This window comes from Aliiglaciecola sp. LCG003 (genome assembly GCF_030316135.1).
Taxonomy (GTDB): Bacteria; Pseudomonadota; Gammaproteobacteria; order Enterobacterales; family Alteromonadaceae; genus Aliiglaciecola.
The window spans coordinates 2,289,157-2,315,556 of sequence record NZ_CP128185.1; the positions used below are offsets into that span (position 1 = coordinate 2,289,157).

General features: G+C 42.3%; 27 protein-coding genes. 3 read left to right on the forward strand and 24 right to left on the reverse strand.

Going from position 1 to position 26,400, the window contains the following annotated elements:
- Positions 1-33 precede the first annotated feature (33 nt).
- From prc to QR722_RS09860, 17 genes are all read right to left on the reverse strand, one after another.
- Positions 34-2,079 (reverse strand): carboxy terminal-processing peptidase, encoded by a 2,046-nt coding sequence (gene prc, locus QR722_RS09780; RefSeq protein ID WP_286282641.1) that lies wholly within the window; start codon positions 2,077-2,079, stop codon positions 34-36.
- Positions 2,080-2,083: 4 nt separating this feature from the next.
- Positions 2,084-2,731 (reverse strand): RNA chaperone ProQ, encoded by a 648-nt coding sequence (gene proQ / locus QR722_RS09785; protein ID WP_286282642.1) that lies wholly within the window; start codon positions 2,729-2,731, stop codon positions 2,084-2,086.
- Complete coding sequence (locus QR722_RS09790) at positions 2,731-3,045, reverse strand: hypothetical protein (RefSeq protein WP_286282644.1); 315 nt, start codon at positions 3,043-3,045, stop codon at positions 2,731-2,733. Before QR722_RS09790 ends, proQ begins: the two co-directional genes overlap by 1 nt.
- The gene (msrC, locus tag QR722_RS09795) at positions 3,042-3,512 is read right to left on the reverse strand and encodes a free L-methionine (R)-S-oxide reductase MsrC (protein ID WP_286282645.1); all 471 of its coding nucleotides are present in this window, start codon (positions 3,510-3,512) and stop codon (positions 3,042-3,044) included. Before msrC ends, QR722_RS09790 begins: the two co-directional genes overlap by 4 nt.
- A 125-nt stretch (positions 3,513-3,637) precedes the next feature.
- Positions 3,638-4,327 (reverse strand): SIMPL domain-containing protein, encoded by a 690-nt coding sequence (locus tag QR722_RS09800; RefSeq protein WP_286282647.1) that lies wholly within the window; start codon positions 4,325-4,327, stop codon positions 3,638-3,640.
- Positions 4,324-4,590, reverse strand: coding sequence for a DUF3862 domain-containing protein (locus QR722_RS09805; RefSeq protein ID WP_286282648.1), 267 nt, complete (start codon positions 4,588-4,590; stop codon positions 4,324-4,326). The genes QR722_RS09800 and QR722_RS09805 overlap by 4 nt, the downstream gene beginning before the upstream one ends.
- A gap of 57 nt (positions 4,591-4,647) precedes the next feature.
- Positions 4,648-5,877: a spore maturation protein gene (locus QR722_RS09810; RefSeq protein ID WP_286282649.1), complete on the reverse strand. Its 1,230-nt coding sequence runs from the start codon at positions 5,875-5,877 to the stop codon at positions 4,648-4,650.
- Positions 5,878-5,969: 92 nt separating this feature from the next.
- Complete coding sequence (locus QR722_RS09815) at positions 5,970-7,094, reverse strand: pyridoxal-phosphate-dependent aminotransferase family protein (protein ID WP_286282650.1); 1,125 nt, start codon at positions 7,092-7,094, stop codon at positions 5,970-5,972.
- Between the two features lie 560 nt (positions 7,095-7,654).
- Entirely contained in the window at positions 7,655-8,179 is a 525-nt protein-coding gene (locus tag QR722_RS09820) for a gamma carbonic anhydrase family protein (RefSeq protein ID WP_286282651.1), read from the reverse strand.
- A 1-nt stretch (position 8,180) separates the two neighbouring features.
- Entirely contained in the window at positions 8,181-9,041 is an 861-nt protein-coding gene (locus QR722_RS09825; protein WP_286282652.1) for an acyl-CoA thioesterase, read from the reverse strand.
- Between the two features lie 147 nt (positions 9,042-9,188).
- Positions 9,189-11,009, reverse strand: a complete 1,821-nt coding sequence (locus QR722_RS09830) for a serine/threonine protein kinase (protein ID WP_286282653.1) — start codon at positions 11,007-11,009, stop codon at positions 9,189-9,191.
- Positions 11,010-11,018: 9 nt separating this feature from the next.
- Positions 11,019-11,888 (reverse strand): 23S rRNA (adenine(2030)-N(6))-methyltransferase RlmJ, encoded by an 870-nt coding sequence (locus tag QR722_RS09835; RefSeq protein ID WP_286282654.1) that lies wholly within the window; start codon positions 11,886-11,888, stop codon positions 11,019-11,021.
- Positions 11,889-11,974: 86 nt separating this feature from the next.
- Positions 11,975-13,561, reverse strand: a complete 1,587-nt coding sequence (locus QR722_RS09840; RefSeq protein WP_286282655.1) for a dihydrolipoyllysine-residue acetyltransferase — start codon at positions 13,559-13,561, stop codon at positions 11,975-11,977.
- A 13-nt stretch (positions 13,562-13,574) separates the two neighbouring features.
- Entirely contained in the window at positions 13,575-14,552 is a 978-nt protein-coding gene (locus QR722_RS09845; protein ID WP_286282656.1) for an alpha-ketoacid dehydrogenase subunit beta, read from the reverse strand.
- The gene (locus tag QR722_RS09850) at positions 14,545-15,738 is read right to left on the reverse strand and encodes a thiamine pyrophosphate-dependent dehydrogenase E1 component subunit alpha (protein ID WP_286282658.1); all 1,194 of its coding nucleotides are present in this window, start codon (positions 15,736-15,738) and stop codon (positions 14,545-14,547) included. Before QR722_RS09850 ends, QR722_RS09845 begins: the two co-directional genes overlap by 8 nt.
- 334 nt (positions 15,739-16,072) lie before the next feature.
- Entirely contained in the window at positions 16,073-16,867 is a 795-nt protein-coding gene (locus tag QR722_RS09855) for a DUF2189 domain-containing protein (protein ID WP_286282659.1), read from the reverse strand.
- Between the two features lie 106 nt (positions 16,868-16,973).
- The gene (locus tag QR722_RS09860; RefSeq protein ID WP_286282660.1) at positions 16,974-17,498 is read right to left on the reverse strand and encodes a C40 family peptidase; all 525 of its coding nucleotides are present in this window, start codon (positions 17,496-17,498) and stop codon (positions 16,974-16,976) included.
- A 182-nt stretch (positions 17,499-17,680) separates the two neighbouring features.
- Here QR722_RS09860 and QR722_RS09865 point away from each other — a divergent pair, with 182 nt between their 5' ends.
- Positions 17,681-18,901, forward strand: a complete 1,221-nt coding sequence (locus QR722_RS09865) for a pyridoxal phosphate-dependent aminotransferase (RefSeq protein ID WP_286282661.1) — start codon at positions 17,681-17,683, stop codon at positions 18,899-18,901.
- A 165-nt stretch (positions 18,902-19,066) separates the two neighbouring features.
- Complete coding sequence (gene yfbR / locus QR722_RS09870) at positions 19,067-19,669, forward strand: 5'-deoxynucleotidase (protein WP_286282662.1); 603 nt, start codon at positions 19,067-19,069, stop codon at positions 19,667-19,669.
- A gap of 71 nt (positions 19,670-19,740) precedes the next feature.
- Here the strand turns inward: yfbR and QR722_RS09875 are convergent, their stop codons facing one another.
- From QR722_RS09875 to QR722_RS09895, 5 genes are all read right to left on the reverse strand, one after another.
- Positions 19,741-20,019, reverse strand: coding sequence for a hypothetical protein (locus tag QR722_RS09875; protein ID WP_286282663.1), 279 nt, complete (start codon positions 20,017-20,019; stop codon positions 19,741-19,743).
- A gap of 145 nt (positions 20,020-20,164) precedes the next feature.
- Positions 20,165-20,623: a CBS domain-containing protein gene (locus QR722_RS09880; protein WP_286282664.1), complete on the reverse strand. Its 459-nt coding sequence runs from the start codon at positions 20,621-20,623 to the stop codon at positions 20,165-20,167.
- Positions 20,624-20,736: 113 nt separating this feature from the next.
- Complete coding sequence (locus QR722_RS09885) at positions 20,737-23,346, reverse strand: cation-translocating P-type ATPase (RefSeq protein WP_286282665.1); 2,610 nt, start codon at positions 23,344-23,346, stop codon at positions 20,737-20,739.
- 4 nt (positions 23,347-23,350) lie between these two features.
- Positions 23,351-23,929 carry a VIT1/CCC1 transporter family protein gene (locus QR722_RS09890; protein WP_286282666.1) on the reverse strand — a complete coding sequence of 193 codons (579 nt, stop codon included), beginning with the start codon at positions 23,927-23,929 and terminating at the stop codon, positions 23,351-23,353.
- A 2-nt stretch (positions 23,930-23,931) separates the two neighbouring features.
- Positions 23,932-24,213: a DUF211 domain-containing protein gene (locus tag QR722_RS09895; protein WP_286282667.1), complete on the reverse strand. Its 282-nt coding sequence runs from the start codon at positions 24,211-24,213 to the stop codon at positions 23,932-23,934.
- A gap of 183 nt (positions 24,214-24,396) precedes the next feature.
- Between QR722_RS09895 and QR722_RS09900 the strand changes: the two genes are divergently transcribed.
- Positions 24,397-25,350 carry an LOG family protein gene (locus tag QR722_RS09900; RefSeq protein ID WP_286282668.1) on the forward strand — a complete coding sequence of 318 codons (954 nt, stop codon included), beginning with the start codon at positions 24,397-24,399 and terminating at the stop codon, positions 25,348-25,350.
- 43 nt (positions 25,351-25,393) lie between these two features.
- Here QR722_RS09900 and QR722_RS09905 read toward each other — a convergent pair whose 3' ends face one another.
- A complete protein-coding gene (locus tag QR722_RS09905; RefSeq protein ID WP_286282669.1) occupies positions 25,394-25,744 on the reverse strand; it encodes a rhodanese-like domain-containing protein in 351 nt (116 codons plus the stop codon).
- Positions 25,745-25,875: 131 nt separating this feature from the next.
- On the reverse strand, positions 25,876-26,307 hold the full coding sequence (locus QR722_RS09910; RefSeq protein ID WP_286282670.1) for a universal stress protein: 432 nt from the start codon (positions 26,305-26,307) through the stop codon (positions 25,876-25,878).
- Between the last annotated feature and the right edge of the window lie 93 nt (positions 26,308-26,400).

Here is a 26,400-nt window from a genome sequence, read left to right on the forward strand (position 1 = left end):
CCAAATAGCCCTTTTTAAAATGTAAATATTTTGTTATTTATTAGCGTTAGTCGATGCGTACATACCGCTTGATACAAGATCATAAGTAATATTTGCAGCTTCGTCTAAGAAAGGATCTACCGCTTCGAAGTCTTCGGGTAAATCGTCCAGTTTCTCAACTTTGGCCATCCCAGCTCTTTCAAGACGCTGATTAGCACGCAGCAGTCTCTTACTATCTTGCTCGGCATTTTCTTTGATTCGCACAGATTCAACCAAAGAAATAGTTTTCTTATCCTTCTCAGTTTGATATCTCTTGATGTCTTCAAAGATATAAGCAAATTCTGGATTTTGCTGGATACGACGCTGATATTTCTGCTTCATTCCATCTAATGCCACCGAAGTATCGCCTACCGTCGAATACTTAACTCTAGGAATACTATCCCATGGCAAGGCATTTTCTTCCTGACTTTCCCCCCAATCTTCTGGATTGACTGCCGATGGGAACTTGATGTCTGGTACAACCCCCATATGCTGAGTGCTTCCACCATTGATGCGGTAAAATTTAGCAATAGTGTATTGGACGCTACCAAGTGGATTGCTGTACAAGTCATAAATCCGCCCTAATGGACGATGTTGCTGCACAGTACCTTTACCAAAAGTTTGCTCACCGATCACCACAGCTCGACCATAATCCTGCATAGCAGCAGCAAATATTTCCGATGCCGACGCACTGTACCGATCGACCAATACTGTCATCGGCCCCTCATAGAAGGTGACGCCATCGGTGTCTTCTTCTATACGTGTACGACCAGCTTGATCTCGTATTTGAACCACTGGACCACTGTCAAAAAAGAGCCCTGACAATAACGTAGCTTCAGTCAACGAACCACCACCATTGCCTCTCAAATCGACGATTAACCCCGTAACCTCATCTTTTTTAAGTTTAGTGATTTCATTCTTAACATCGCTGTGCAGATTATTATAAAACGAAGGAATGGTAATCACCCCAAGTTTTTCGCCGGCATGGGGTCCAGTTTTAGGTGTATAAACTTCCGATTTGGCAGCCCTATCTTCCAACTTGATTTTTTCACGTGTTAGGCTTACCACAACTGGAACAGCAGACTCAGAGGACCCTTTAACAACTTGTAATTTTACAATGCTGCCTTTAGGTCCCTTTATCAACTCGACCACTTCATCCAAGCGCCATCCGACTATATCTACGAATTCTTCATCGTCTTGGGCAACACCAATAATTTTATCTTCAGGTTTAATTTTCTTTGATAATTCTGCTGGACCACCAGGCACTACACTGCGAATAACAGTAAAGTCATCTTCACTTTGCAATACCGCTCCTATCCCTTCAAAGGACAAGTTCATTTCCATTTGGAATCGTTCTGCATTTCGCGGCGAAAGATAACTTGTGTGGGCTTCTACGCTACGGGCAAAGGAGTTCATTACGGTTTGAAATACGTCTTCACTCTTAGTTTGTGTCAGCCGTTTAATGGCTCGCTCATAACGCTTAGTAAGCAATTCCTTAATTTTATCCGCTTCTTTTCCTGCAAGCTTTAAACCGAGCGCGTCATACTTGACACGTTGACGCCATAATTCATCAAGTTCAGCTTCTGTGGTTGCCCAAGGAGCATCCTCACGGTCAAATTCAAGTGAGTCGCCTTTCTTTTCAAAATCGAAAGGTTGGTCTAATAAAGAAATAGCATAATTGTATCTATCCACTCGCTTGTGCAAACTTAATTCATAAATTGTGTACGCATCGGTTAAATTGCCTCGACCTATGGCTTCATCAAAATTTAACCGATACTTTTCGAGTGCATCAATATCTGATTTTAATAAAACATTTCGGTTATAGTCTAATGAACGAATATAACGGTCAAACATCTTCGCCGATAACTCATCATTCAATTCAACAGGCTTATAATGTCCACGTAAGAAATGCGAACTTATCCGTTTAGCCGAAGCGGAATGTTGAGATTCTTGCTCTAATTTAGTCCAATCTTCAGCAACTTTGTTTGAATTGACAGCAATCGAACCTGCACTCAAACAAAATAATGCGCTGTATACTGATACGCGAACAAATTTATTCATTTATCTACCTCTTTGGACGAGCCAAACGTAAATTGTCGGTTTGCACTTTGACAACCATACCTGTTTGCAATTGAACGTGAACGCCGTCTTTAGAAACATCGGTGATTGTCGCTGGCATAAGGGTTTTACCTATCTTCACCGTGACTTCAGTACCCTCAACCAGATTAGAATCGGTTAATTTTTCAGGCGGGGCTTGTTTGTTGGGCTTAGGCTTAACAACTTTAGTTCCCTTAACTTTTACTTTATTTGCATTTTCGCCGGTATCTTTGACGTTTTTCTTAGTTGCAACGTGCTTAGCTTGCTGCTCTTTGCGTTTTTCAGCAACCTTTGCTTTGCTTTCTGCTAATTGTTGCTGAGCATGATCAGCATGCTCTTTTTCAATTGCAGCATCTTGATTACCATCTAAATCAATCCGGAACGCGCCTTCCTTCACACCATGAAGGTAACGCCAGCTATTGGTATAGTGGCGTAATGAGGAACGTAAAAGCGTTTTACTGACCCGTTCATCATCCTTGAGCCGTTCTGATAATTCTTGAAAAATACCAATTTTTAGGGGCTTAGCGTCTCCTTCAAGAGAGAAACATTTTGGAAATGTTTCTACCAAGAAAGCAATGACTTCTTTACTGTTTGACAATTTTTGTTGGTTATCCATTAATCTACTAATTCATTATGTTGTTCATGATCATCGTGCGCAATTTCATCTTCCCAAGATACTAACAAGTGAGCAACCCAGTCGTGTAAATCCGCATCGTCTATTTCCAGCAGATAGGCATCTTCGCACCAATTCTCCCAGACATGCTGAAAAATATTTTCCAGTCTTTGTGTATTAATTTCTTCATCAGCCAAATCATATACCAAATGTAATATGGTATTTAATCTATCCGCTGCTTCTTCTGCGTGGTCTTCCCAATATTCCATGTCCTGTGACGTCGCCAAGACTACATGTACATCGATTAAATGTTTCAATTTAGTGTCTTCTGTAGCAAGTCAACCAGGGCTTGTAGGCCCAAACCATCAACTGAATCAAACCGACCCACAGATGGGCTATCGACGTCCAATACGCCCACTAACCTGCGACCTGATAAAATAGGGATCACAATTTCTGAGTTGGATGCTGCATCGCAAGCAATATGACCATCAAATTGGTGCACATCGGCAATAATTTGCGTGGTGCGATTGAGTGCTGCAGTACCGCACACCCCTTTACCCATTGGAATACGGATACAGGCTGGTTTACCTTGAAATGGACCCAACACTAATTCGTCGTTTTCTAACAGATAGAACCCGGCCCAATTAATGTCTTCTAAACTCATGTAAATCAATGCACTTACATTAGCCAAGTTAGCGATAAGATTTTTTTCAGTCCCTATCAAGGCCTCAGTTTGTTTGGCCAAACTTTGGTAAAACTCTGTCTTGCTTGATTCAATTGTCATATCAATTTGTATAATCTATATAAAATGTTTTCATTAGTATTAAGGTCGAAAGATACCGATATTCGCCCGTGTTGGAAAGGCTTAACGTTATTTTACCTCAATTGAGTGCATAACTCACCATTCCACTAGTGCTGAATATTGAATGATACAGCGACACTTGCACTAATTTCATTCAAACCGGGTAAATATTGAGCCGCATCTGAAAACATTGCCATAGAACGCGCTGAAGGCTGCGGTGAAGGTCGGTAATTAGATAACTCTTCTACATTGACGATTCCTGCTAAGGACAAGTCGCTGATCCCAGCAATTTTACTTGCACGCCGCTTGGCGTCTACTAATGCTTGTTCTAAGGCCAATAGATAGGCGCTCTGCTGATCATCAACTTCATAACGAAAACTATCAATACCCGTGACATCTAATTTAAACAACTTATCTAAGATATTTGGGTAGCGAGAAAAATCACGTAACGTAACATTGATATTTCGACTATAAACAAAGCCTTTTTGGATATTTGATTGGCGCTCACGCTCAAACCAAGGGTGCAAACTTACAGACATCGCCTGGATATCTTTATTCGGCACTTTATTGTCGGCCAGAATCTTTAGAATCTGCTTGGTTTTCGCATTTACCAGATCACTTAAACCTGCACTATCTACACCTTTTTCTTCTACTGCTATTGTAAATTTCAAGGTATCGGGAGCTTGAAATACACTTCCTTGACCATTTACGGTAATAATATCACTGCGTGATTCATGGGCAAATGAATTGCAGTTACCTAGTATGAGTAACAGCCCTAATAAGCGAAACAGCATCATTTTAATCCTTTATGTTTAAACACCGCAGCTCGGTCAGCAATAAAATTAATTTTAATATAGGTACCGTCTTGATCACCCCAGACACAACTAAAAGTACCCACAACTTGTTCGCACTGTTCGGGCTTGCCTAATACCATTTCAACGTCAGACCGAATCATTCCCATTTCAATTTTGTCGTAATTTGATTTGGTTAACTTTGAACACGCTTGCACTGTCATGAGTAAGCCCACAATTGCAATGCATTTCAACGTGATTTTCAACATTATTTTTTCCTTCTATCTGTATCCAAGGCTAATAATATACTCACAGAGAGCAACAATCTAACCAAAAAACCAATATGTAACAGCAATCGCGCAAGTTATGCCTGCAAAATCAGCAGCTAAGCAGCATGCTACCGCATAACGGCTATATTTAATGCCAACTGCGCCCAAATATACTGCCAGAATGTAAAAAGTCGTTTCGGTAGAGCCCTGTAGCACTGAGGCTAATCGACCGGCAAATGAATCCGCGCCGTGATGCTGCATGGTCTCAATCATTAGCGCTCTGGCACCAGAACCACTCAAAGGTTTCATCAAGGCATTCGGGATGCCATCGACGAAACGGCTATCAAAGCCCAAATAATTAACACTTGAAGCAATCGCTGTCATGATGATATCCATCAATCCACTGGCCCTTAACATGCCAATGGCAAATAACATGGCAATCAGATAGGGAATTAATGAAATGGCTAGATCGAAGCCTTTTTTGGCTCCTTCAACAAATAATTCGTAACAATTAAGTTTCTTATATGCTCCTAAAGCTAGCACCAAAGCGATAAAACTCAGCAGTAGGCTATTGGCAATTAGAGATGATTGTAGCGACATCTGCTGTGCTGTTAAGTGGGAAAAATACAGGAGCACTGCAGCGAGTAAGCTGATAATTGCGGCTAAATAGATAAATGTAATGCGATTAAATAAATTTACCTTCTGAACCCAACAGGTGACGACTAAACCCACCATGGTTGAAGCGCTAGTGGCGAGTAAAATTGGAATAAATACGTCGGTGGGTGTCACTGCGCCCTGCTCTGCTCGATATAAAAACACGGCTATAGGAAATAAGGTGACCGATGAGGTATTGAGTACTAAAAATAATATTTGAGCATCAGATAAACGGCCTTTATCTGCTGAAAGACTCTGCATGTCTTGCATCGCTTTAATGCCGAAAGGTGTCGCCGCGTTATCTAAGCCTAATACATTGGCAGACATATTCATGGTGATGCTGCCAATTGCAGGATGCCCGCGGGGAATTTCCGGCATAAGCCTACATAACAAGGGTTCCAGAACTAACGACAATTTACCAATTAGACCGGAACGTTCTGCAACTTGAAAAATCCCCATCCAAAACGCCAGCAGGCCGATTAATCCTATGGCGATTTCCACACTGAGTTTAGACATTGCATAGATAGCCTGCATAACTTCTGCAAAACTGCCTAAATGGTGATTGAAGAAAACTTGCCAAAGAGTGGCTAGAAAGGCCGAAAGAATGAATATCAGCCAAATTCGTTGCAGCATAGGTAAAAGCCTGTTCAGTTTATCTGCTTATCATACAGATAAACCTGATCCAATCGAAAGAAAGTTGTTAAATTGCACTCAAACCTTGACCTCTAGCCTAAGACTTTGGCCAAACTGTCTACGCAATAATTAACATTTTTACTATTGCTACCATATCCCATCAAGCCTATACGCCACACTTTGCCAGCCAGAATGCCCAAACCAGCCCCTATTTCCAAATTGAATTCGTTTAGCAAACGGCTACGCACCAAATTATCATCGACTCCCTCTGAAATGCGGACCATATTCAATTGTGGTAATCGAAACGGTTCTTCAACCACAAATTCAAGGCCTAATTTTTCCAACCCCTGTTTCAATAATAAATGATTTTGAAAATGTCGTTGCCAAGCGTTTTCTAATCCTTCTTGGCGGAGAATTATCAAAGACTCGTGGAGTGCGTAAATACTGTTGACCGGAGCGGTATGATGATAAGCACGTTTGTTGCCTTTGCCCCAATATCCCATCACCAGATCCATATCCAAAAACCAGCTTTGCACCGGTGTTTTGCGAGATTTTATTGCTTTAATTGCATCCTCACTAAAAGAAACTGGAGAAAGGCCCGGTACACATGAAAGACACTTTTGCGTTCCTGAATATATCGCATCAATTTGCCATTCATCGACTAAAAGCTCACTACCCCCTAAGGAGGTTACTGCGTCGACTAAGGTCAAACAGCCATTTTGTTTAGCAAGTTTACACAATGCTTGGGCATCATTTCTGACTCCTGTAGATGTCTCTGCGTGGACAAAAGCGACAATTTTAATATCAGTATGCTTAGCCAACATAGATTCAACTTTTTGGATATCAGTGGGTTTACCCCACTCATCTTCCACCATCAAGGCTATGCCACCGCAGCGCTGCACATTTTCTTTCATGCGCCCACCAAACACCCCGTTTTGGCAGACTAATACCTTGTCGCCTGGTTCAACCAAATTAGCAAAACAAGCTTCCATTCCTGCTGAGCCAGGTGCTGAAATTGGCATTGTTAGACTATTTTGGGTTTTAAATGCATATTGGAGGAGGTGTTTTACCTCATCCATAAGGTCGATGAATTGCGGGTCAAGATGACCAATAGTAGGACGAGATAAGGCCGCTAAGATGCGAGGGTTTACATCAGAAGGACCTGGCCCCATTAATGTTCTGCTCTGGGGAATAAAAGATTGAAATTGCTCACTCATCAGGTATACATCTCTTCAAATAAATTCTGTTAACAAGTTTTGCAGCTTAGTTAAAAAGCTACAAGCCTATAATAATCAACATTCACTAAAAGAATAGGTAAGAGAATACCCATAGAAATATAAAATAATGTTATTTCATCTTGCCTTCCAGTCTATGCTGCGAGGTATGTGCTCCTTAGTGTAAGGTACGATGATTAAGGTTTTATGCAGATATAGATTTAATAATGCTTCTAAAAGATGTCTGACAATATTTGAATTTAGCTGGCCAGATGTGCATAACCCTGTGCATATAGTGTTATCAACATGTGGGTAACTTGAGATCGAAATCCTTCTAAACGTCAAAAAAGCCTCCTGCATTTACAGTAACTAACTAATTTATATATAAAATAAAAAAGATGGCTAGATACTTGATCAAATCTCTCAGTCTTGACTACACTTTTACTATCCATAATGTAGTTGGATAACTTCTCCCTGCAGAAGTTAGAGTTAGCGCAAGGCTCAGTAAACGAGCCAATCCCCTAAGCCCGAATTTAGTAATATTTTCGGGCCTTTTTTTGTTCTCATTCAGCTTGAGTGACTAGTGACTCCATGTACCGCTTGGCGTTTTCAACATAGTGACTGGCAGATGCCTCGAGCAACTTGTGTTTTTCCTGCGGAATAGTCTTCACCACTTTTGCTGGACTTCCCATGACTAATGAACCGTCAGGGATCTGCATATTCTCAGTCACTAGGCTGTTAGCACCAATAATGCAATAGCGACCAATTTTAGCGCCGTTCAGAACCACTGCATTGATCCCAACCAAGCTATAATCGCCTATCTCACAACCGTGTAACATTACTTTATGTCCAACAGTGACCCCTTTGCCGATCAGTAGCGGTACGTTTTCATCGGTATGCAGTACCGAGCCATCCTGGATATTACTTTGCTCTCCAACTGTAATTTCATCACAATCTCCTCGCACGACTACGTTGAACCACAAACTACTGTCTTTGTGCAGATTTACGGAACCAATAATATGACACCCAGGTGCTATAAAAACGCTAGGGTCTTTATTTACCTTACGTTCTGCTAATGAATACAACATATTAAACCTCCACCTTTCGCATTAAGCCTTCTTGCATGGTAGATGCTACTAGCACACCTTGCTGATTGAAAAATTGACCACGAACCAAGCCTCTCGCTCCTCCGCTGAAGGGACTCTCGGCGGCATAGAGTAACCATTCATCAAAGCTAAAGGGGTGATGAAACCACATAGCATGGTCAATGGTCGCCATGCGTAACTGCTTATTGCGTACCGAAATGCCATGGGGCTGCAGCGAGGTTGCTAAGAAATGATAATCAGAGGCATATGCAAGCATGGCTTGATTCATATTGATACCACCGGTAATAACTTCCTGCGCTCTCATCCAGATGTAGCGTCTAGGTTCGGTTTTGACAGGCTTCATCGGATCTATGGTTTGAACAGTACGAATATCGAGAGGCTTGTGATAGCTAATAGCTTCACGCATGCGCTCAGATATTTGATCAATGGTTTTTTCAAAAAAAGATAAATCTGATTCAACTTCTTCTGGTGGCGGAACATTAGGCATTTCGGCAAATTGATGCTCTAAGCCTGGTTCGGGCTGCTGGAATGAGGCTGTTAAATAAAAAATATTTTTGCCATTTTGAATCGCTTTAACTCTGCGAGTAGAAAAGCTTCTGCCGTCGCGGACATTTTCTACATCATATAAAACAGGATAATTCGCATCTCCAGGTAATAGAAAATAGGAGTGAAATGAATGTGTTAACCGCCCATCTGGCAAAGTTCTTTGCGCGGCAGCTAACGCTTGGCCCATAACTTGACCACCAAACAATGCTCTGAAACCTAAGTCCCAACTTTGACCACGGTAGAGGGAATTTTCAATTTTTTCCAATTCCAACAAGGTCTGCAATTTCACGTCTGTCATCTAGTTTCCTGTATATAAAATTTAACGCCGGTTATATTACACCAATGTTTTAAAATATTTATTCTATTATTGCTAGATTAACACGCTTGATAACCTGATAGCAGTTGAAGACAAACAAAGAAAATAATGAGTTGCTCGAAACGGCGCTTATTTCGGCTTTTTTGGATAATATTTTTCGGGCAAGCCTGGGGCATGTTCAAAATAGCGGGTATCTTTGTATGGCAATTTCATAAAGCCAGAAATGCCCAGCCCATTAATTTGCGGCAATAATTCGATGACTTCTTTCAGCAGACTTTTAAACTCAAGCTCCATACTGTGATCAAGCAAAGTATAATAACTATGGATTTTCAGATGGGTAGGTAGTGCCTCGAAAATCATACAACCGGTATGGTGAATACTATTGAGTTGGCGAATGATTGACATTAAGCCCGAGGGTAATGCGAGTAGCTCATCCGGGTCTTCACCATCTTCAAAATATGAGTGGTTGCGGCTCTGGTCTTCCGTAATCGAGACCTTGCTCACCTCGTAAGGAATTTGCATCTCTACACCAGGGATAAAAGGCTGCTCCTCGCTGTCACGCTCCAGATGCAGAGTATCCCGCGCGTTAAACATACAACTTTTGAACACACCTACACGGTGGATGGCTCTGGCCAGAGTGACCATATTATTGACTGATACTTCAAAGGACTGCTTAAGGCTGGGATCGAATAGATTAAGACTAGAATCAATATAGACACCCTCTGGCTGCCACCTAACCACCAAGCCACCTACCACAGGATATTTACCTAAGCGGCTTACCGCAGAGATAAAGGCTTTTTCAGTTTCCCCCATGCCTTGCATGTAATTTTTATAGTACCGCTCGAATTGTGCATCATTTAGATAATTTAAGTCGAGATCGATTTCTTCATTTTCCACCCGTAAAAAAGATTTACGTGAGCTATACACCACCGTATCTATATCTTTTACTTTCGGGAACGTCCAAGTGGGGATCAGCGCTTGGTAGCTAAGCTCATCTTGTTCAGCAAAAACAATATTACGCATATGGCGCATATTCTGTATAAAATAATCCCCACCTTTGCGGCGCAAATTTGGCTCGTCACTCAACATCGCGGTGAGGGTTTCAGCCAGAGCCTGAGGTAACCCCAATCCATTAGGAGTAATAACCTGGCAACCAAACCGACAGGATTGCCCAGATGCTAAAGCATACAAGGTACTTGCTAAACCTTGCTCGTCAAAACGAGGACTGGATAACTCCCCATTCAGTTGCTCCTCACCAATAAAATATACATCACCTAAACGTGCATTGGTTTGCTGCATATCCGCTGACATCAAGTCCATTACATTATTAGCAATATATTGTCCATGCTCGTCAATTTGCGCATAGACGCAAGAGCCCCAATCGATTAATGCGACGGTTTCGGTAAGCTCGTCAAAAACCAAATTGGATGGTTTAATGTCACCATGAACTATCGGTTTTGCAATACCATTTTGCTGATGTTGACGTAAGAAGATTAATATTTCACAAAGCTGATAGGCGATGCTGACGATTAGCCTTGGTGACAAGGGGCCATGACGCAAAGAGTAGACATCCAAGTCGACGCCTTTAGCTCGCTCCATCACCAAGATGGCTTGTTTTTTAATTCTTTGGAATTCAATAAGAGCAGGTACATTTACGTGGTCAACCTGACTCAACATGTAGGCTTCTTCTTCTAAGCGGTCTTGTACATGTTGGGGTAAATTGATCCGTGAAAATTTAAAGACAAGTTCATTTAACTGTGGATCTTTTCCCGCAAAGGCAAAGCCAAAGGCTCCTTTGCCAATCAATTCAATGTCAAAATAGCCTAAAAGCTCAAGTTGCTCTTTACATAGGGCGAACCAATCTTTTAGTTTTTGCGCATCTTTATGGGACAGCAAATATATTGATTGCTCGTCAGGTATATAAAAGTGCTTAAGATCAGCGACAGGCATTTACGCGACTCAATCCGGTTGTTTTAACCATGCGACCGAGTATGTTCCGGTGGCGGGGTCATCCACTAACGCGTCATGTAGCTCAGGCAGCACCTGTTGTAAGGTTTCATCTAATTGCCAAGGAGCATTTACGATCAATAAGCCAGAACCATACATGCCACTGTCTTCTTGATTGTCTTTAACTTGTAAGGTCACACTAAGGATGTTCTTCGCATCTAATTGACTGAGGGTGCCGAGCATTCTCTCACTTTGGCCAGACTTGGCCCCTGCACGGCTCGACAATAACGGATACCATAAGGCGTAGGTGCCAATCGGCCACTTTTTGAATGCGGCTTGCATAGCAGACGTCACCTGCTGATATTCATCCAACACCTCATAAGGCGGGTCAATCAATACCAAGCCTCGAGCAGGTGTTGGCGGCAGCATAGCGAGCAACCCTTCAAAGCCATCTCTGTGATGAATGCCAAGATCGCATTGGACATCGCCTTTGGTTAAATGATGACGTAAATTATCGATCTCAGTGTTGTGATACTCCATTAAAACCATACGGTCTTGTTCTCGCAACATTTCGCTGGCAATCATCGGTGACCCTGGATATTGCTGATGTCTGGCAAAGCGTTCCACTAGATCTAAATAACGCGATATAGCCGGATGGCTCCCATCAACAGAAGCGGATAATTTACCGATACCATCTCTAAATTCTTCGGTTTTAAGAGCTTCTTCGCCGCTCAAATCGTAGAGACCACCACCGCTGTGGGTGTCAAAATATATGGCGGGTTTATTTTTTTGCAGTAATTTTTCGATGATCAGCATTTGAGTTAGGTGTTTTAACACATCAGCGTGATTTCCAGCGTGAAAGCTATGACGATAGCTAAACATAGAATAAAGGCAGCCTTCATAAAAACAGCCCTTTATCAAACATAAAGGGCTGTTAGGTAAGATTCAATATGCTAAAAATATCCTGACTAGCGTAGATCAGTCAACATACTTAGCGGGTTTTCCAAATAGGACTTCCAAAGATTGTTGAACTTTACCATAGTTGCTCCATCAATAATCCGGTGATCACCTGACCAACTAACATGCATAATATTTACTGCCACTACATTGTCGTCGGCATCAAATCGCGGTAAACGCTGCATTTTCCCTAATGCAACTATCGCAGCTTCTGGTTTATTAATTACAGGCGTAGCCGTGGTTCCGCCTAACACCCCGATATTTGAGATACTGATTGTACCACCCTTCAAATCACTGTTACCCAGCTTTCCTTCACGGGCCAAATCGATCAGTCGATTGACTTCTTGCGCCACTTCAAACAAGGATAAAGTTTGCACTTGCTTGATGTTCGGCACTAACAAACCAATTTTCGAATCTACCGCTAGGCCAATATTGTGATCATCGAAATAGGTCAACTCAGTACAATCTTCATTCACCTGACTATTGATTACTGGGAAGGCCTTTAATGCCATAGACATAGCTTTAATGAAGAATGGCATAAAACTCAATTTCACGTCTTTAGCAGCAAATTCTGCTTTCAACTGGGTGCGAACTTTAATCAATTCATCCATATTGACTTCCTCACTGACACTAAAATGAGGAATGGTGAACGCGGAGTTAGACATTTGCCTTGCCATTGCAGCTTTAATGCCTTTAATCGGAACTACACGAGTTCCACTTTTTTCCACTTGATGAGCGTTAGTTTCCCTAGACTCCCTAGGTGCATCATTTGATGATGGCAGCTCGCTTAAGTGCTGTTGTATATCTTGTTTTAATACCCGTCCTTTTTTACCTGAGCCAGACACTTGCCCTAGCTGTAGGTTGTTTTCTCGAGCTAAGCGTCGAACCGCGGGGCTTGCTAGAGCTTTGCCATTGCCAGCAACAATATTACCTTGCGTCTTTTGCGCTTTATTTTGCGCAATTAGCGGTGTCGAAGTGTCTTTGTGCGTGCTATTTGCAGCAGTAGATGGGCTCTGCATTGCTGCGGCTTCTCCCTCGACAACTAGTGCATATAATGGCGAGTGGACTTTGGCAATATCGCCTTGGGCATAATATAATTGAGTAACCTGGCCTGAGTATTTAGCTGGGATCTCAACCAGGGCTTTATCGGTCATCACCTCTACCACGGGCTGATCTTCTTCGATCATATCCCCTTCACTAATTAACCATTTGACCACTTCACATTCCACTATCCCTTCACCGATATCAGGTAAAATGAAATCTTCAGTGTTGCTAGTCGCCAAGACAGGTTTACAGACTTCGGCCGCTTCACTCACCACTGCGGATTGTTCAACTCTTACTGCCTGCGACGGGCTGTCATCGCTGTCTTCATGCATAGCGAACAGCGGTGCATGAACTTTGGCAATATCACCGGTTTTGTAATACAACTTTGCCACTTTACCAGCATACATTGCCGGTATTTGCACTGTGGCTTTATCGGTCATGACTTCTGCAATGGGCTGATCTTCTTCGATCACATCACCTTCTTTAACTAACCACTCGAGTAATTCACACTCGACGATACCTTCACCTATGTCAGGTAAAATAAAATCTTTCATTTTCTTCTCCTGATCAAAAGTTAACTGAGCGTTTTATCGCTTCATAGGTTTTAAGGTGATCCGGCATGTATTCTTTTTCATGGGCCAGTGGATATGGTGTATCTAAGCCACATACACGGGAAATCGGTGACTCTAAATACAAGAAGCATTTTTCTTGTACTGTAGCGGCGATTTCACTGGCAAAGCCGCCAGTCAACGGTGCTTCATGGTTAATTAATAGACGTCCGGTTTTCATCACAGATTCACATATAGTCTCTGCATCCCACGGCAAAATACTGCGCAAATCAATAATTTCACAAGAGATACCATCTTTTTCAGCCATAGCGGCGGCTTGTTCCAGAATTTCCATCTGAGCGCCCCAAGCTAATAAAGTGATATCACTGCCTTGCTTAGTCACTTCAGCTTTCCCCAGTGGAAGTTCATAATCTTCCTCGGGCACCTCTCCTACGGACGCCCTATACAATCTTTTTGGCTCCATAAACAACACTGGATTATCGTCACGAATAGATGCCAATAACAGGCCTTTAGCCTGATAAGGGTTGCGAGGTACCACTATTTTCATACCCGGGGTATGAGCAAAATAAGCTTCTGGAGATTGAGAGTGATAATGACCACCGGCAATACCACCGCCATAAGGCGTACGAATGGTTAAAGAGCCACAGGTAAATTGGCCACCTGAGCGATAACGGAATTTTGCCGTCTCATTTACAATTTGATCAAAGGCAGGAAATATATAATCGGCGAACTGGATCTCTGCGATTGCCGTTGAGCCTTGTGATGCTAGGCCATTAGCGAAACCAATAATACCTTGTTCCGTTAACGGCGTATTGAAACAACGCCCTTTGCCAAATTTTTCTTGAAGATTACTGGTCGCACGAAAAACGCCACCGAAATGTCCTACATCTTCACCAAATACCATGGCTGTTTGGTCTGCTTCCATCACGGTAATTAAGGCGCTGTTGACCGCCTGTAACATATTCATCTTAATCATTGGACAATCTCCCTGACGTTTTTGGATAGGCATCGGGATACTTTGCCATATGTAGTTTAAGAGAATCTAATTGCTCTTTTAAATGCCAAGGGGGCGTGTCGTAAACATCTTCAATGATTTGATCGATATGACAAATAGGCACTTTTTCAGACACCTTCAGGGCTTTCAATACGTCTTGTCTAGATTGCTCAACAAATTGAGTTATCACTTCGCTATCGAACCAGCCTTTACCAGCTAACCATTTTTCGAAACGTAAAACGGGATCCTTTATTCTCCACTTGGCTTCTTCCTCTTTAGAACGATAACCAGTAGGATCATCCGAGGTGGAATGGGCAGCTAAGCGATAAGTCATGGCTTCGATCAACACGGGACACTGATGGGCAATGGCCATCTCACGAGCTTTTTTAGTGGCGGCATACACAGCCAAAACGTCATTTCCATCAACCCGTATGGTTTTCACCCCATAACCAATTCCTCTTGAGGCAATACCATCACCGGCAAATTGTTCCTCTGAAGGAGTAGAGATGGCATAGCCATTATTTCGACAGAAGAATATAGCTGGACAATTCAATACTGCGGCCAGATTAAGTCCCGCATGAAAATCCCCTTCTGATGCCGCACCTTCACCGAAGTAACAAATAGTTACAGCGTCAAGTCCAGCCATTTTTTGCCCATAGGCATAGCCTGAGGCTTGTGGGATTTGCGTGCCTAGGGGAGATGATATGGTCATGAAATTAAGGGTTTTGTCGCCATAATGTATGGGCATCTGGCGACCTTTATTTGGATCATTTTGATTACTAAACATCTGATCCATAAATTGCTCTGTAGTGTAACCTCGATAGGCCAAGGCACCCTGCTCACGATACTGAGACATAATCATGTCTTGAGGTTGCAACGCAGCCGCGCTGCCAACTGTAGATGCTTCTTCGCCAGAACAGGCTAAATAGAAACTAATTCGTCCCTGACGTTGGGCGGCAATCATGCGTTCATCTAAAACCCGAATGTAGTGCATGGTTTTAAGGATCCGATCGCATGTTTGCTGATCAATATCGGGCAGCTCAGAGGCCTCATGAGCGGTGCCATCTGGTTGCAAAATTTGCAACATAGGTATATCAATTAGACCGTTTTCAATGATTTCAACATTGTGGGTCAAACCGATATCGGAAAGATGATTTCTGTCTTTCATCAATGATCCTGTAAATGCTATTGACTGTGTTATTAAGATGTTAATAGTAGTCTAGTGCGGCTGCAGAGTTGTTGCTAAATTAGCGAAAGGAAATGATTTAGATAGGTGACATTAAGGCTTTAAATACCAGTTATTAGGATATTTATCCTAATATTTTTAAGTCAATTAGCATAAATGTACTGGACCAGTGAAATACCCATCCTAATGGCAGTTTGATATATTTTGTTAACACTGTAACTGCTATCCATAATCGTAAGCTTAAATCTAATGATTGAAACTATGGGCCGGTGGAGTTTATCCGGCCACATTCATTAGAGCTTGATTTGACTCTCCCTTAAACGTATTTACGTTCCCGCTTAGTTTCAATAGTATCGATATAGCCATGCCAGGTGGCAAAGGCAATCAGTGGCATCAGAAATATAAAACCGATGAAACCAGTAAGAAAACCAATCACTACTGTAGTGAAGATGATCATAGCCCATATAAACATTGGACCTTTGTTAAGCCATACCGCATTTACACTGCTCAATACCGCAGTTGCAAGGTCTACCTTGCGCTCCATCAAAATGGGTTGGGTAAAGGCGCTGAGTAAAAATACAATACCGGTAAACACAGCCCCGACAATTGATCCTAAAGCCAGAAAAGGGATTAGCTCTTCTAAGCTATCGCCAAGATATGGTGGATATAACGCATGGATCATTGAGGCAACCCGCAACCAAAATATCATCAAGACCATCAGTAATATGCCGAAGCCCCATTCGTTCACCGCATTGCGTTTTACCGCTTTAATAGAATGCCATAAACTGGGCTTGTGGCCTTTTTCTAACTCCCAACTTACATCGTATAAACCAGCAGCTAAAAATGGCCCAATCAACATAAAACATACCATCGCGGGTAAAATAACCAAATGCCAACCGGTTAGTCGCACTAGATAGGTGATCAGCCAGGGGATTGCGGCAAAAAACACACCATAGAAAACCGCTAACAAGGGGGCTTTTAACAGGTCTTTTAGGCCAAGTGCTAGCCACTTTAACGGGTCGCCCATTTCTAACTCTTTGCAGGGAATGACCCTAGCAATACCACTATCCGTAATGGCATTATGTGGCTCTTCCTTAAAATGATGTGACATATAGGATCCTCAATAAAATTAAGCAATAAAACCTAATCACAATGCTTATTAGCATCGTACACATATTTCAGTATATGCAAGCATTTTAAGTTTGCACGCTAGGGCGTTAATTTATTTGGCATAGTAACCATTTTAATGAGGTAGAAAAATATCCATAGAGAGCTTGGTTAAGGTCGTAAAAACTAGTAATTGCAGTAGGTTGACCGCTCACGCAGCGCCATACAAAACGATGACAATTATTGCGGATAACATGGTATTTACTATATTGATAAAGCTGGGCTGTGGCATTGTCTAATGCCGACTCAGCAATAAGAGGCTGAGCGAACTCATCACATAAAATATAGATTTTCTTACCACTTCGATTAGCTAAAAAGCGTTGCGCTGAAATAGCGCGGATCAAGCCATTTCCGCGCAGTTCAATAATGTTGCCGTCCAACCAAATCCCAGTGTGATCAAACATGCCAAATATTCCACAACTGACAATCGCGCCATCTTGGGGGAGCACAGATAGGTCATCCTCTCCAGGATAGCTGGATACTTCGACAGAGTTTCGTATTGCTGAATCGGTATATTTGTCTCTTGCGTAAAGCGCAGCTAGGCCTGCCCCAAGCAAAATCAAAGGTAATGGCATATAGACTCCTTTGGTATTTAACTACTAGATTGTGAGCTGCAACTTAACTATATTCAACGTTCAAATTGTAAACAGATGTATGTTTGACTTATATTCAACATTCAGGATTTCAGCAAAATTCTTCTTAACAGGCACCGTCGCCTGTATTACTCTGTGACTTCAGTCGGAGGGCATTCAAGTAAATGAAAATAATCAAAAAATCCAATAAATTAGAGGATGTCTGTTACGACATTCGTGGACCAATATTAACCGTGGCTAAAAAGATGGAAGATGAAGGGCACCGGATCTTAAAGCTGAATATTGGAAACCCTGCCCCGTTTGGTTTTGATGCACCTGAAGATATTCTCAAAGACGTGATCCACAACCTACCCACCGCGCAAGGTTATTCCGACGCAACGGGGATCTATGCAGCCCGTGTAGCGGTAATGCAGTACTACCAGCAAAAAAATATTAAACATGTTTCCGTAGATGACGTATTCATTGGTAATGGGGTGAGTGAACTGATTGTTATGGCAATGCAGGCTTTACTTAATGCCGGAGATGAAGTGTTAATTCCCAGTCCAGATTATCCTCTTTGGACGGCAGCGGTTAGCTTGTCGTCTGGCACCCCTGTGCATTACCGCTGTGATGAACAAGCCAACTGGTTTCCTGATATAGATGATATTCGTGCCAAAATAACCCCAAACAGCAAAGCCATAGTGCTGATCAATCCCAATAACCCAACGGGTGCGGTATACACTAAGGATCTTATGCAGCAGGTCATCGAACTGGCCAGAGAGTTTGGCCTGGTTATTTTTAGCGACGAAATATATGACAAGATTTTATACGATTCTGCCGAGCATCATTGTATTGCGTCTATGGCTGATGACATATTTTTTATCACGTTAAGCGGCCTGTCTAAGAACTATCGAATAGCTGGCTTTAGAGCTGGATGGCTAGTAGTCAGTGGTAACAAAATGATCGCAAAGAACTATATTGAAGGACTGAACATTCTTTCGTCAATGCGAATGTGCGCCAATGTCCCCTGCCAGCATGCGATCCAGACTGCGCTAGGGGGTTATCAAAGTATTAACGATCTGGTAGTTGACGGTGGACGCTTAAAAGTACAACGGGATATTGCCGTTTCTATGCTCAATAATATCGATGGGATTACTTGTGTTGCACCTAAAGGCGCAATGTATTGTTTCGCAAAAGTAGACGCTCAGAAGTTTAATATAACCAGTGATGAGCAGATGATATTGGATTTGCTATGCAATGAAAAAATCTTATTGGTGCATGGTAAAGCTTTTAACCTTAAAGACGGCTGTTACTTTAGGTTAGTATTTTTGCCTCACAAAGACATCTTGATCCCCGCCATTGAGCGTATCGCGAATTTCTTTGCAAACTATAAACAAGTCAACTGAATATCTTGAACACTTCACACCGCACATACGGTTTATCTGCGGTGTGGGGTAAATACTTAGGATATCCTTCATCAAACACCAACCCGTGGTGATTTTCTGATAAAATAGACTGCGTAAAAGTAAACCCTAAATGTCCTTCCCAATATTGAAAACAACAGGAATACAATGAAAAAAAGTACCTTTTTAGCCTGGATAATCAGAATGCCATTGATCAAGAGATGGGCGTTGATGCATTCGGTCAAGAAAGAAAATATCGCTGAGCATTCCCATCAAGTAGCGGTTATCGCGCATTTGTTGGTACTCATCAGAAACCAGTATTTTGGTGGGAATTTAAATCCTGAGAAAGCAGCAACTATCGCGTTATACCATGAAGTTTCTGAGACCAAGCTACAAGACATCAATCACGTTACTAAATACCATAACCCTGAGTTAACCAAAGAATTTAAGAAACTAGAAGAAATTGCCGAGATCGAATGTTTGAAAACCCTGCCAATTGAATTGCAGTCAGCATTCGAGGGACTGATTGTGCAATCTAAGGTAGACCCAGCCTATAAAACTATCGTAAAAGCTGCTGACTTAATTTCGGCGTATCTAAAAGCCTGTGATGAAGTGAAATTTGGTAACCGCGAATTTGACCATGTCAAAATTAGACTCGAAAGTATGCTTGATGTGTTCAAAACCGAACTGAAAGAAGTGGAATACTTATTGGACGTATTTTTTGAGAACTGTTTTGTCAATGTTGACCAGCTTTCAAAACAAGATATATAGATTTTATACTTAAAAATTTAGGGCTCTAAGTCACAAATCTTAGGCCCTATCGTAAATAAGCCTGCAAGATTTTAAAGGCTTCGGCGAATACGTTTTATACTATTAATTATCTCTTCGCCCAATAGTTTTACAGCCGCAGTAACATCTCCAGAGGCATCTTTTGCTTCCCTACCTACTTGAGCGCTCTTCGCTTTAAAGTGTTCCCACTGCTTGTCCACTTTAGCCAGCTCATCTTTTGCATCGGCTTTTAGCAAATGTGCTTTGACGATCATTTCATCACGTTCTTGCTTAACTTCTTCCACCAGTCTATTTAACTCTTCTTTGGCTTTATCCGCGCTATAATTTTCCATATGCTTTACTCACTTTGTTTGCGATTAACTGAGGCTTAGCTTAAAACAAACTGCGCGTTTGCAATTGATCTCTATCAAACTTTGTTTATTTTTTAGATAAAAATCCAAGCATAATTCTAAACCCCTTTCAGCTGTGACAATGAGGTTATTTGTTAGCGAAGAAATCCAATGTTTCATCCAGGTTATCAGTGCTTTTTAAGTTAACCGCTTGATTGATTGTATAAGTTAGAAACGGCAGTATATTTTCCCGGTTAAGCAAGCCAACTAGGCGACCATGTATATCAACCACCACCGCATGACTAACGGCGAAATAGCGCATTTTCTTCAAGGCCTGAATAACACTCAAGTTTTCGCTAACACAAACTAATTCAGAGGTTAAAATGTCGCCGGCGGTGACAGTTTGAGGACTGATTTTGCAAGCCAATACCTCAAGGACCAAATCCCGTTCGGTGAGAACCCCTTCAGGTACTAGATCTTTATTCCGAAAATCCATCACTATCACTCTGCTTACTTGTTGTTGGCGCATAATACGCGCAACATCAAAGACTGAAGTGAGGGCCGTGACAGAAGGTACTCCTTTAGTGCATATTTCACCGACATTCATTTGCAGTGTCTCAAATGTGAAATGATATTTATCTAACTATAATATCTGTCGCCACAAGGATATTGATATAGGTCAAATCATTGAGCGTTAGCGGTTTTGGAATACTAAACTGCTTAGCTGTTGTTATAAATATCAAACTTGCGAATAAGGTACTTCTCAATTTCTACTGCCCAAAGTACAACTGAAGACACCAACACACAGATTAATAGCGTTTCTATTGGCAAGGGCTGGGTATGAAAGATGTCATTTAAACTAGGAATGTATATAACAGCAAGCTGCAATAGCACCGTAATTGAAACGGCATAAACCATAGGTTTATTACTCATTAATCCAATACTGAAAATTGAATCTATTTCACTGCGAACGCCGATAGAATGAAATAATTGGGCAAAAACTAGTACGGTAAATACCGACGTTTGCCAATAGCTGTTGCCAGCCGATATATCCCACGCCAAAACGGTTATGCATAACCCGCCGACTAGCAAGCCAACCCAGAGTATATGCTGCCACATACCATGGGCAAAGATATTTTCTTGTACCGGTCTAGGGGGGCGCTGCATTATATTTCTCTCTGCTTTTTCAGCACTAAAAGCAAGCCCCGGCAAGCCATCTGTGACTAAATTAATCCACAAAATGTGAATCGGCAAGAGTGGAATCGGCAAGCCTAACAGGGGCGCAAGAAACAATGTCCAAATCTCGCCAGAATTAGAACTCATAGTGTATTTGATAAATTTTCTGATGTTGTCAAATATTCTGCGACCCGCTTGCACTGAACGAACTATAGTGGAAAAGTCGTCGTCTAATAACACCATGTCAGATGCGCCTCTTGCTACATCAGTACCTTTTTTCCCCATTGCGATGCCAATGTCCGCTCGTTGCAATGCAGGTGCATCATTCACCCCGTCTCCGGTCATAGCAACAAATTGGTGGTTTTGTTGTAAGGCCGCGACTATATTAAGTTTTTGCTCCGGTGACACCCTAGAATACAAACGGATCTCGGTGACTTTGTCGATCAATTGCTGTTGTGATAATTGGGCTAATTGCTCGCCGCTTAATATTTCACTCTGTTGTTGAGCGATGTTTAACTGTCGAGCGATAGCCAAAGCCGTGCCCTGATGATCCCCAGTAATCATCACCGGAATAATGCCTGCGGATACACAATCTTTGACGGCTTGGGGAACCTCAGGACGAAGAGGATCAATGAGACCCACTAAGCCTAAAAATTGTAAATCAGTCTCTACTGATTCAGTAGTTATAGAATCAGGTAGTTGGCTAAAATCTCGCTTTGCAATGGCCAACACTCTCAAACCTTGGGCTGAGAGATTATCCACTTGCTCCAGTAAACTTTGAACACAGAACGGGCTGGGTAGCTCATTAGTATGAGCATCGACGCAGCGTTCAATAACACGCTCAGGTGCCCCTTTTACGTAAGCTACATAACCACTGCTTGATGGATGTAAGGTAGTCATTAATTTGCGTTTACTATCAAATTCGATAGCGGCCGTGCGTGGCATGGTTTCTTCGAGTAGCTTTTTATCAAAGCCACTTTTGAGTGCCAGTTCAAACAGCGCCAATTCAGTCGCCTCGCCGAATCCTTTCTGCTGCTGATAAATTACATTGTTACACAATGCCAGCGCTTGACCTAACTCTACACTGGTCTGGGGTAACTGTTCGAAAAAAGTATTTTCGGTGTAGAGCGTAGAAACTGACATTTTATTTTGTGTCAGGGTTCCCGTTTTGTCGGTACATATGTAGGTTACCGAGCCTAGGGTTTCAACAGCAGGCAAATTACGCACTAAAGCATGTTGCTTAAAAAGATTACGGGCACCCAAAGCTAAGGATATGGTTATTACTGCTGGTAATGCTTCTGGAATAGCTGCCACGGCCAGGCTCACCGCAGTCAGAAACATCAACAGCAAGGGCTGACCTTGCAGTACACCTGCCACTAATACTATAAGGCATATAATCAAGACCGCTGCAGCTAAGTAACGACTAAAGCGCATCAATCTTATCTGCAGTGGGGTTTTGGTCTCTTGCTTATTTTGAAGCAAGTTAGCTATTTTCCCTACCTCGGTGTTTATGCCGGTTTCCACCACCACGGCGAGACATTTTCCTTTCACCACATTGGTATTTTTAAATACCAAATTAGACTTATCGCCAAGGGAAACCGTTGCAGCCGTCAGTGCATCAATCTGCTTATCTACAGGAATGGACTCTCCGGTGAGCGACGACTCATCGACCTTTAACCCTTCTACCGAAACCACTCGTAAGTCTGCTGGTACAATATTTCCTTGCTCTAAGTGAACCACATCACCGGGAACCAATAATTCACTCGATACGCTGCACAGCTTGCCATCTCGCCAGATATTGGCATTGGGGGCGGCTAAGTGTTTAAGTGCGCTTAAAGCTTGTTGGGCGCGATACTCTTGAAACGTGCCCATCATCGCATTAAGAGCAAGAATGATCATGATGACAATGGAGTCAATTAGCTCTCCAATAACGCCCGAGATAATCGCAGCGCATAATAAGATCACTATCATCAAATCAGTAAATTGCTGAAAGAATAACAACCAGATAGATTTTTGTTGGCTATCAGGTAAGGCATTTTTCCCGAACTGCGCAATTCGGCTACTTGCCTCTTCAGTGGTCAGGCCAGCCTGACTAGATGATAAGCTCTCAAATACTTCTTCGGCACTGAGTTTGTGCCATTGTGCCTGTTCCATCGGCTTAGCCCTCGACAATCAGATATATTAGTAAAATCGTGACCAATCCCACCAGTAGCGTTTTCATTCCACTAATGAACCAAGAATGACCTGACACCTGGCTAAGAAAAATCCCCAAAGTGAAAATTAAAAGCATTGCAATGCAGACACATAGCCATAGTGGCGAAATGGGAAGCGCAATACCTATATGAGCTAGCCAAAGGGGGAGCAAAATTAACAGCGAAATCACTAATGGCGCTAGGCCATTTACCAGTGCGACAAAAATTGGCACCCAACGCGCAGCCTCAGCGTGGGATGTTTGACTCAGGTCCGTCAACATTGACTCTTCCAGTTTATTCAATACGTATTTTCGCTCAGCACTTTCACTCACATAGGCACTGCTAAAACCACTCACACTTAGGGCGATAGCTGCACCTAAACAAACGTTCATCACGCTACTAATATCGATGCTGTGGCTAAACAAGAATCCGCTAATTAAGCCGAGCATGGTCAACGCGCCATCAAACCCATTGACCACGAAATACCGTCTAATGATGCCCTGAGACTGGCTTAATGCCACCAGCTCATTGATAGGATTACTCAAAACTAGTTGCCAAGGGCCGAGTTGACCTTCAGGTTGCAGGCATGCACTTCATCGACACTATGTATGCTTGCACCTAGCCCCTTGATTATTGTTTGCACTTGTTCAAAGTTAATATCATCGGCTTGGATCTCTACTCTAAGAGATTCAGTGCTTTCATCTACTTCAATAACGGATAAGTAAACTTTGTAATCAATGCCTGCCTCGACAATCGCTAAGGCAAAATCTGCGGCATTGGGTTGATGGGGTTTTAGAATATCCAATACTATTTTTTGAATGACAGACATATTTTCCACTTATATTACTTGCCAAAGCCTAATCTACGTTGAACAGATGACATGATTTTGATCCAGATCGTAAAATTGTTCAATTATCAGTGATAATCCTACAGACTTAACTTAGTGACACTTGAAGCTAAGCCTACAAAAGACTAATTTAGAACGATTATAGACAGTAACAGGTAGTTAACTATGGATGACAAGTCCAGTAAAGCACAAATCCCGCGACCGGCCGCCCCGCTTAAAAGGAAGTCTCCACTGCCTTGGGAAACACCAAAACCAGCTAGCGAAGACCCACAAAGTACTGATAAATTAAACGCTATCTTAACTAATTCCTGTCATATTCCTGCGATTCAAGATATAGATTTTCTAAACAGTCAAAATGCGCGTGGCATCCGACTACAACTTGATTACTTGAAGCCCCAGGAAATACTCAAACACTATGGTATAGAGCGCGCAATAGTGGTGTTTGGAAGTACCCGCATCGTTGAACCCGATTCAGCCCAGCGCAAATTAGACAGGTTAGAACAAGAACTGGCTGAACATCCTAAAAGCTCACGGCTAAAACGCCAAATTGAAGTCGCCAAGCGAATACTATTTAAGAGTAAATACTATCAAGTGGCAAGAGAATTTGCCGCCCTGGTAAGCCGCTCAGGTGCAGGACCTGAGGATCACAATCTGGTCATAGTAACCGGTGGTGGTCCTGGCATAATGGAAGCGGCCAACCGGGGCGCATCAGAATCTGGTGCTAAAACCATTGGCTTGAATATCACCCTGCCAAATGAACAGTTTCCCAACCCTTACATTAGCCCAGAAATGTGTTTTCAGTTCCACTATTTCGCAATTCGAAAATTACATTTCGTATTAAGAGCTAAAGCGTTAGTTGCTTTCCCCGGTGGCTACGGCACCTTAGATGAGGTCTTTGAAACCTTAACCCTGATTCAAACCCGTAAAATTGCCCCCATTCCAGTTGTATTCGTTGGCGAAGAGTTTTGGCGTCAGGTAGTCGATATTGATTTTCTCGCCGCAGAAGGCATGATCGATATGGAAGACAAAGAGTTATTCTGGTTCGCTGAAACCGCGGAAGACATTTGGTACAGCCTTAACCAGTGGTATGCTCAAAAAGGCGAACACATCGATAAGTAGTTGAACCTTATCGATGTTTTTTTTAGAGCTAGGGTCCAGCTATCTATGACAAACAAGCGCTGCGTATTTCTTCCATCTTACAAGTGATGACTTTGACATTTTTGTAGCCTATACGGGTTAATTGCTCAGCAGCTAAAGCTGCCCGCAAAGATGACGCGCAATGAAGATAGATGGGGCGCTCGGGATCGGTCTCCAGTTGCAATATTTTGGGTTCCAATATTCCACGAGGTATATTAATTGCGCCGGCCGCAGGATCGGCTTTATGCTCTTCAGGCTCTCGTACATCTATCAGGAGTCCGTGATTGCTTTTTAATTCTACACTCGCTTGTCGAGCTGTGACCAGCTGAGCATTTTGGGTGGCTTCTTGCAGCAATAAGGCAATCGGTTTGAGCATAGTGGTGTTCCTTGTAGATCAAAATAAACCGATAAGCCACGTGCACTGGTTCGTCCACACAATGGCCTTAATTTTTATCGGTGAGAGGCTTCGAATGCTAATCTTATCACTTCATCTGTGCAAGTGATTTGCTATTCTTCTTTTACCCTGACAGCTAGTACATCTCGATGAACACCATGTAAAACAGCATTGGCTGTTGAGCCCAGCAACAACTTCAACCCCTGCCGTCCATGTGTACCTATAACGATTAAATCAGCTTCAACTTTACTGGCCAGCGATCTGATTTCATCAGATACATCACCAACAAGCACATGTATATGACTTTTGGGAATGTTAAATTTTCTGCCGATTTCAGCCAGTCTTTCTTTTGCTTGGGTTTCAATATCAATCACAAATTGACTACCCACCCCACTAATGTAGGGTTGGAAATAAGAGGAAGGTAAAATGACAAAGACTAAATGGATATTACTCGGTTGTTCAGCCAGCATTAACGCTCGACTGAGGATAGGGTCATATTCTGAATAAATATCAAGCGCCACTAAAATTTGTTGATAATTTGTCATCATCCACTCCCGTGTGTTTTAAATTTTGCAGTTAAAAGCAATTAAAACCCAATCAAGCTGGCGTAAATTTGACAATGAGCAATCATTTGATTG

Excerpts from the sequence above, each read along its gene's own strand:
- prc (WP_286282641.1), bottom strand. The coding sequence starts at position 2,079 with ATGAATAAATTTGTTCGCGTATCAGTATACAGCGCATTATTTTGTTTG.
- proQ (WP_286282642.1), bottom strand. The coding sequence starts at position 2,731 with ATGGATAACCAACAAAAATTGTCAAACAGTAAAGAAGTCATTGCTTTC.
- msrC (WP_286282645.1), bottom strand. The coding sequence starts at position 3,512 with ATGACAATTGAATCAAGCAAGACAGAGTTTTACCAAAGTTTGGCCAAA.
- QR722_RS09800 (WP_286282647.1), bottom strand. The coding sequence starts at position 4,327 with ATGATGCTGTTTCGCTTATTAGGGCTGTTACTCATACTAGGTAACTGC.
- QR722_RS09805 (WP_286282648.1), bottom strand. The coding sequence starts at position 4,590 with ATGTTGAAAATCACGTTGAAATGCATTGCAATTGTGGGCTTACTCATG.
- QR722_RS09810 (WP_286282649.1), bottom strand. The coding sequence starts at position 5,877 with ATGCTGCAACGAATTTGGCTGATATTCATTCTTTCGGCCTTTCTAGCC.
- QR722_RS09815 (WP_286282650.1), bottom strand. The coding sequence starts at position 7,094 with ATGAGTGAGCAATTTCAATCTTTTATTCCCCAGAGCAGAACATTAATG.
- QR722_RS09820 (WP_286282651.1), bottom strand. The coding sequence starts at position 8,179 with ATGTTGTATTCATTAGCAGAACGTAAGGTAAATAAAGACCCTAGCGTT.
- QR722_RS09825 (WP_286282652.1), bottom strand. The coding sequence starts at position 9,041 with ATGACAGACGTGAAATTGCAGACCTTGTTGGAATTGGAAAAAATTGAA.
- QR722_RS09830 (WP_286282653.1), bottom strand. The coding sequence starts at position 11,009 with ATGCCTGTCGCTGATCTTAAGCACTTTTATATACCTGACGAGCAATCA.
- QR722_RS09835 (WP_286282654.1), bottom strand. The coding sequence starts at position 11,888 with ATGTTTAGCTATCGTCATAGCTTTCACGCTGGAAATCACGCTGATGTG.
- QR722_RS09840 (WP_286282655.1), bottom strand. The coding sequence starts at position 13,561 with ATGAAAGATTTTATTTTACCTGACATAGGTGAAGGTATCGTCGAGTGT.
- QR722_RS09845 (WP_286282656.1), bottom strand. The coding sequence starts at position 14,552 with ATGATTAAGATGAATATGTTACAGGCGGTCAACAGCGCCTTAATTACC.
- QR722_RS09850 (WP_286282658.1), bottom strand. The coding sequence starts at position 15,738 with ATGAAAGACAGAAATCATCTTTCCGATATCGGTTTGACCCACAATGTT.
- QR722_RS09855 (WP_286282659.1), bottom strand. The coding sequence starts at position 16,867 with ATGTCACATCATTTTAAGGAAGAGCCACATAATGCCATTACGGATAGT.
- QR722_RS09860 (WP_286282660.1), bottom strand. The coding sequence starts at position 17,498 with ATGCCATTACCTTTGATTTTGCTTGGGGCAGGCCTAGCTGCGCTTTAC.
- QR722_RS09865 (WP_286282661.1), top strand. The coding sequence starts at position 17,681 with ATGAAAATAATCAAAAAATCCAATAAATTAGAGGATGTCTGTTACGAC.
- yfbR (WP_286282662.1), top strand. The coding sequence starts at position 19,067 with ATGAAAAAAAGTACCTTTTTAGCCTGGATAATCAGAATGCCATTGATC.
- QR722_RS09875 (WP_286282663.1), bottom strand. The coding sequence starts at position 20,019 with ATGGAAAATTATAGCGCGGATAAAGCCAAAGAAGAGTTAAATAGACTG.
- QR722_RS09880 (WP_286282664.1), bottom strand. The coding sequence starts at position 20,623 with ATGAATGTCGGTGAAATATGCACTAAAGGAGTACCTTCTGTCACGGCC.
- QR722_RS09885 (WP_286282665.1), bottom strand. The coding sequence starts at position 23,346 with ATGGAACAGGCACAATGGCACAAACTCAGTGCCGAAGAAGTATTTGAG.
- QR722_RS09895 (WP_286282667.1), bottom strand. The coding sequence starts at position 24,213 with ATGTCTGTCATTCAAAAAATAGTATTGGATATTCTAAAACCCCATCAA.
- QR722_RS09900 (WP_286282668.1), top strand. The coding sequence starts at position 24,397 with ATGGATGACAAGTCCAGTAAAGCACAAATCCCGCGACCGGCCGCCCCG.
- QR722_RS09905 (WP_286282669.1), bottom strand. The coding sequence starts at position 25,744 with ATGCTCAAACCGATTGCCTTATTGCTGCAAGAAGCCACCCAAAATGCT.
- QR722_RS09910 (WP_286282670.1), bottom strand. The coding sequence starts at position 26,307 with ATGACAAATTATCAACAAATTTTAGTGGCGCTTGATATTTATTCAGAA.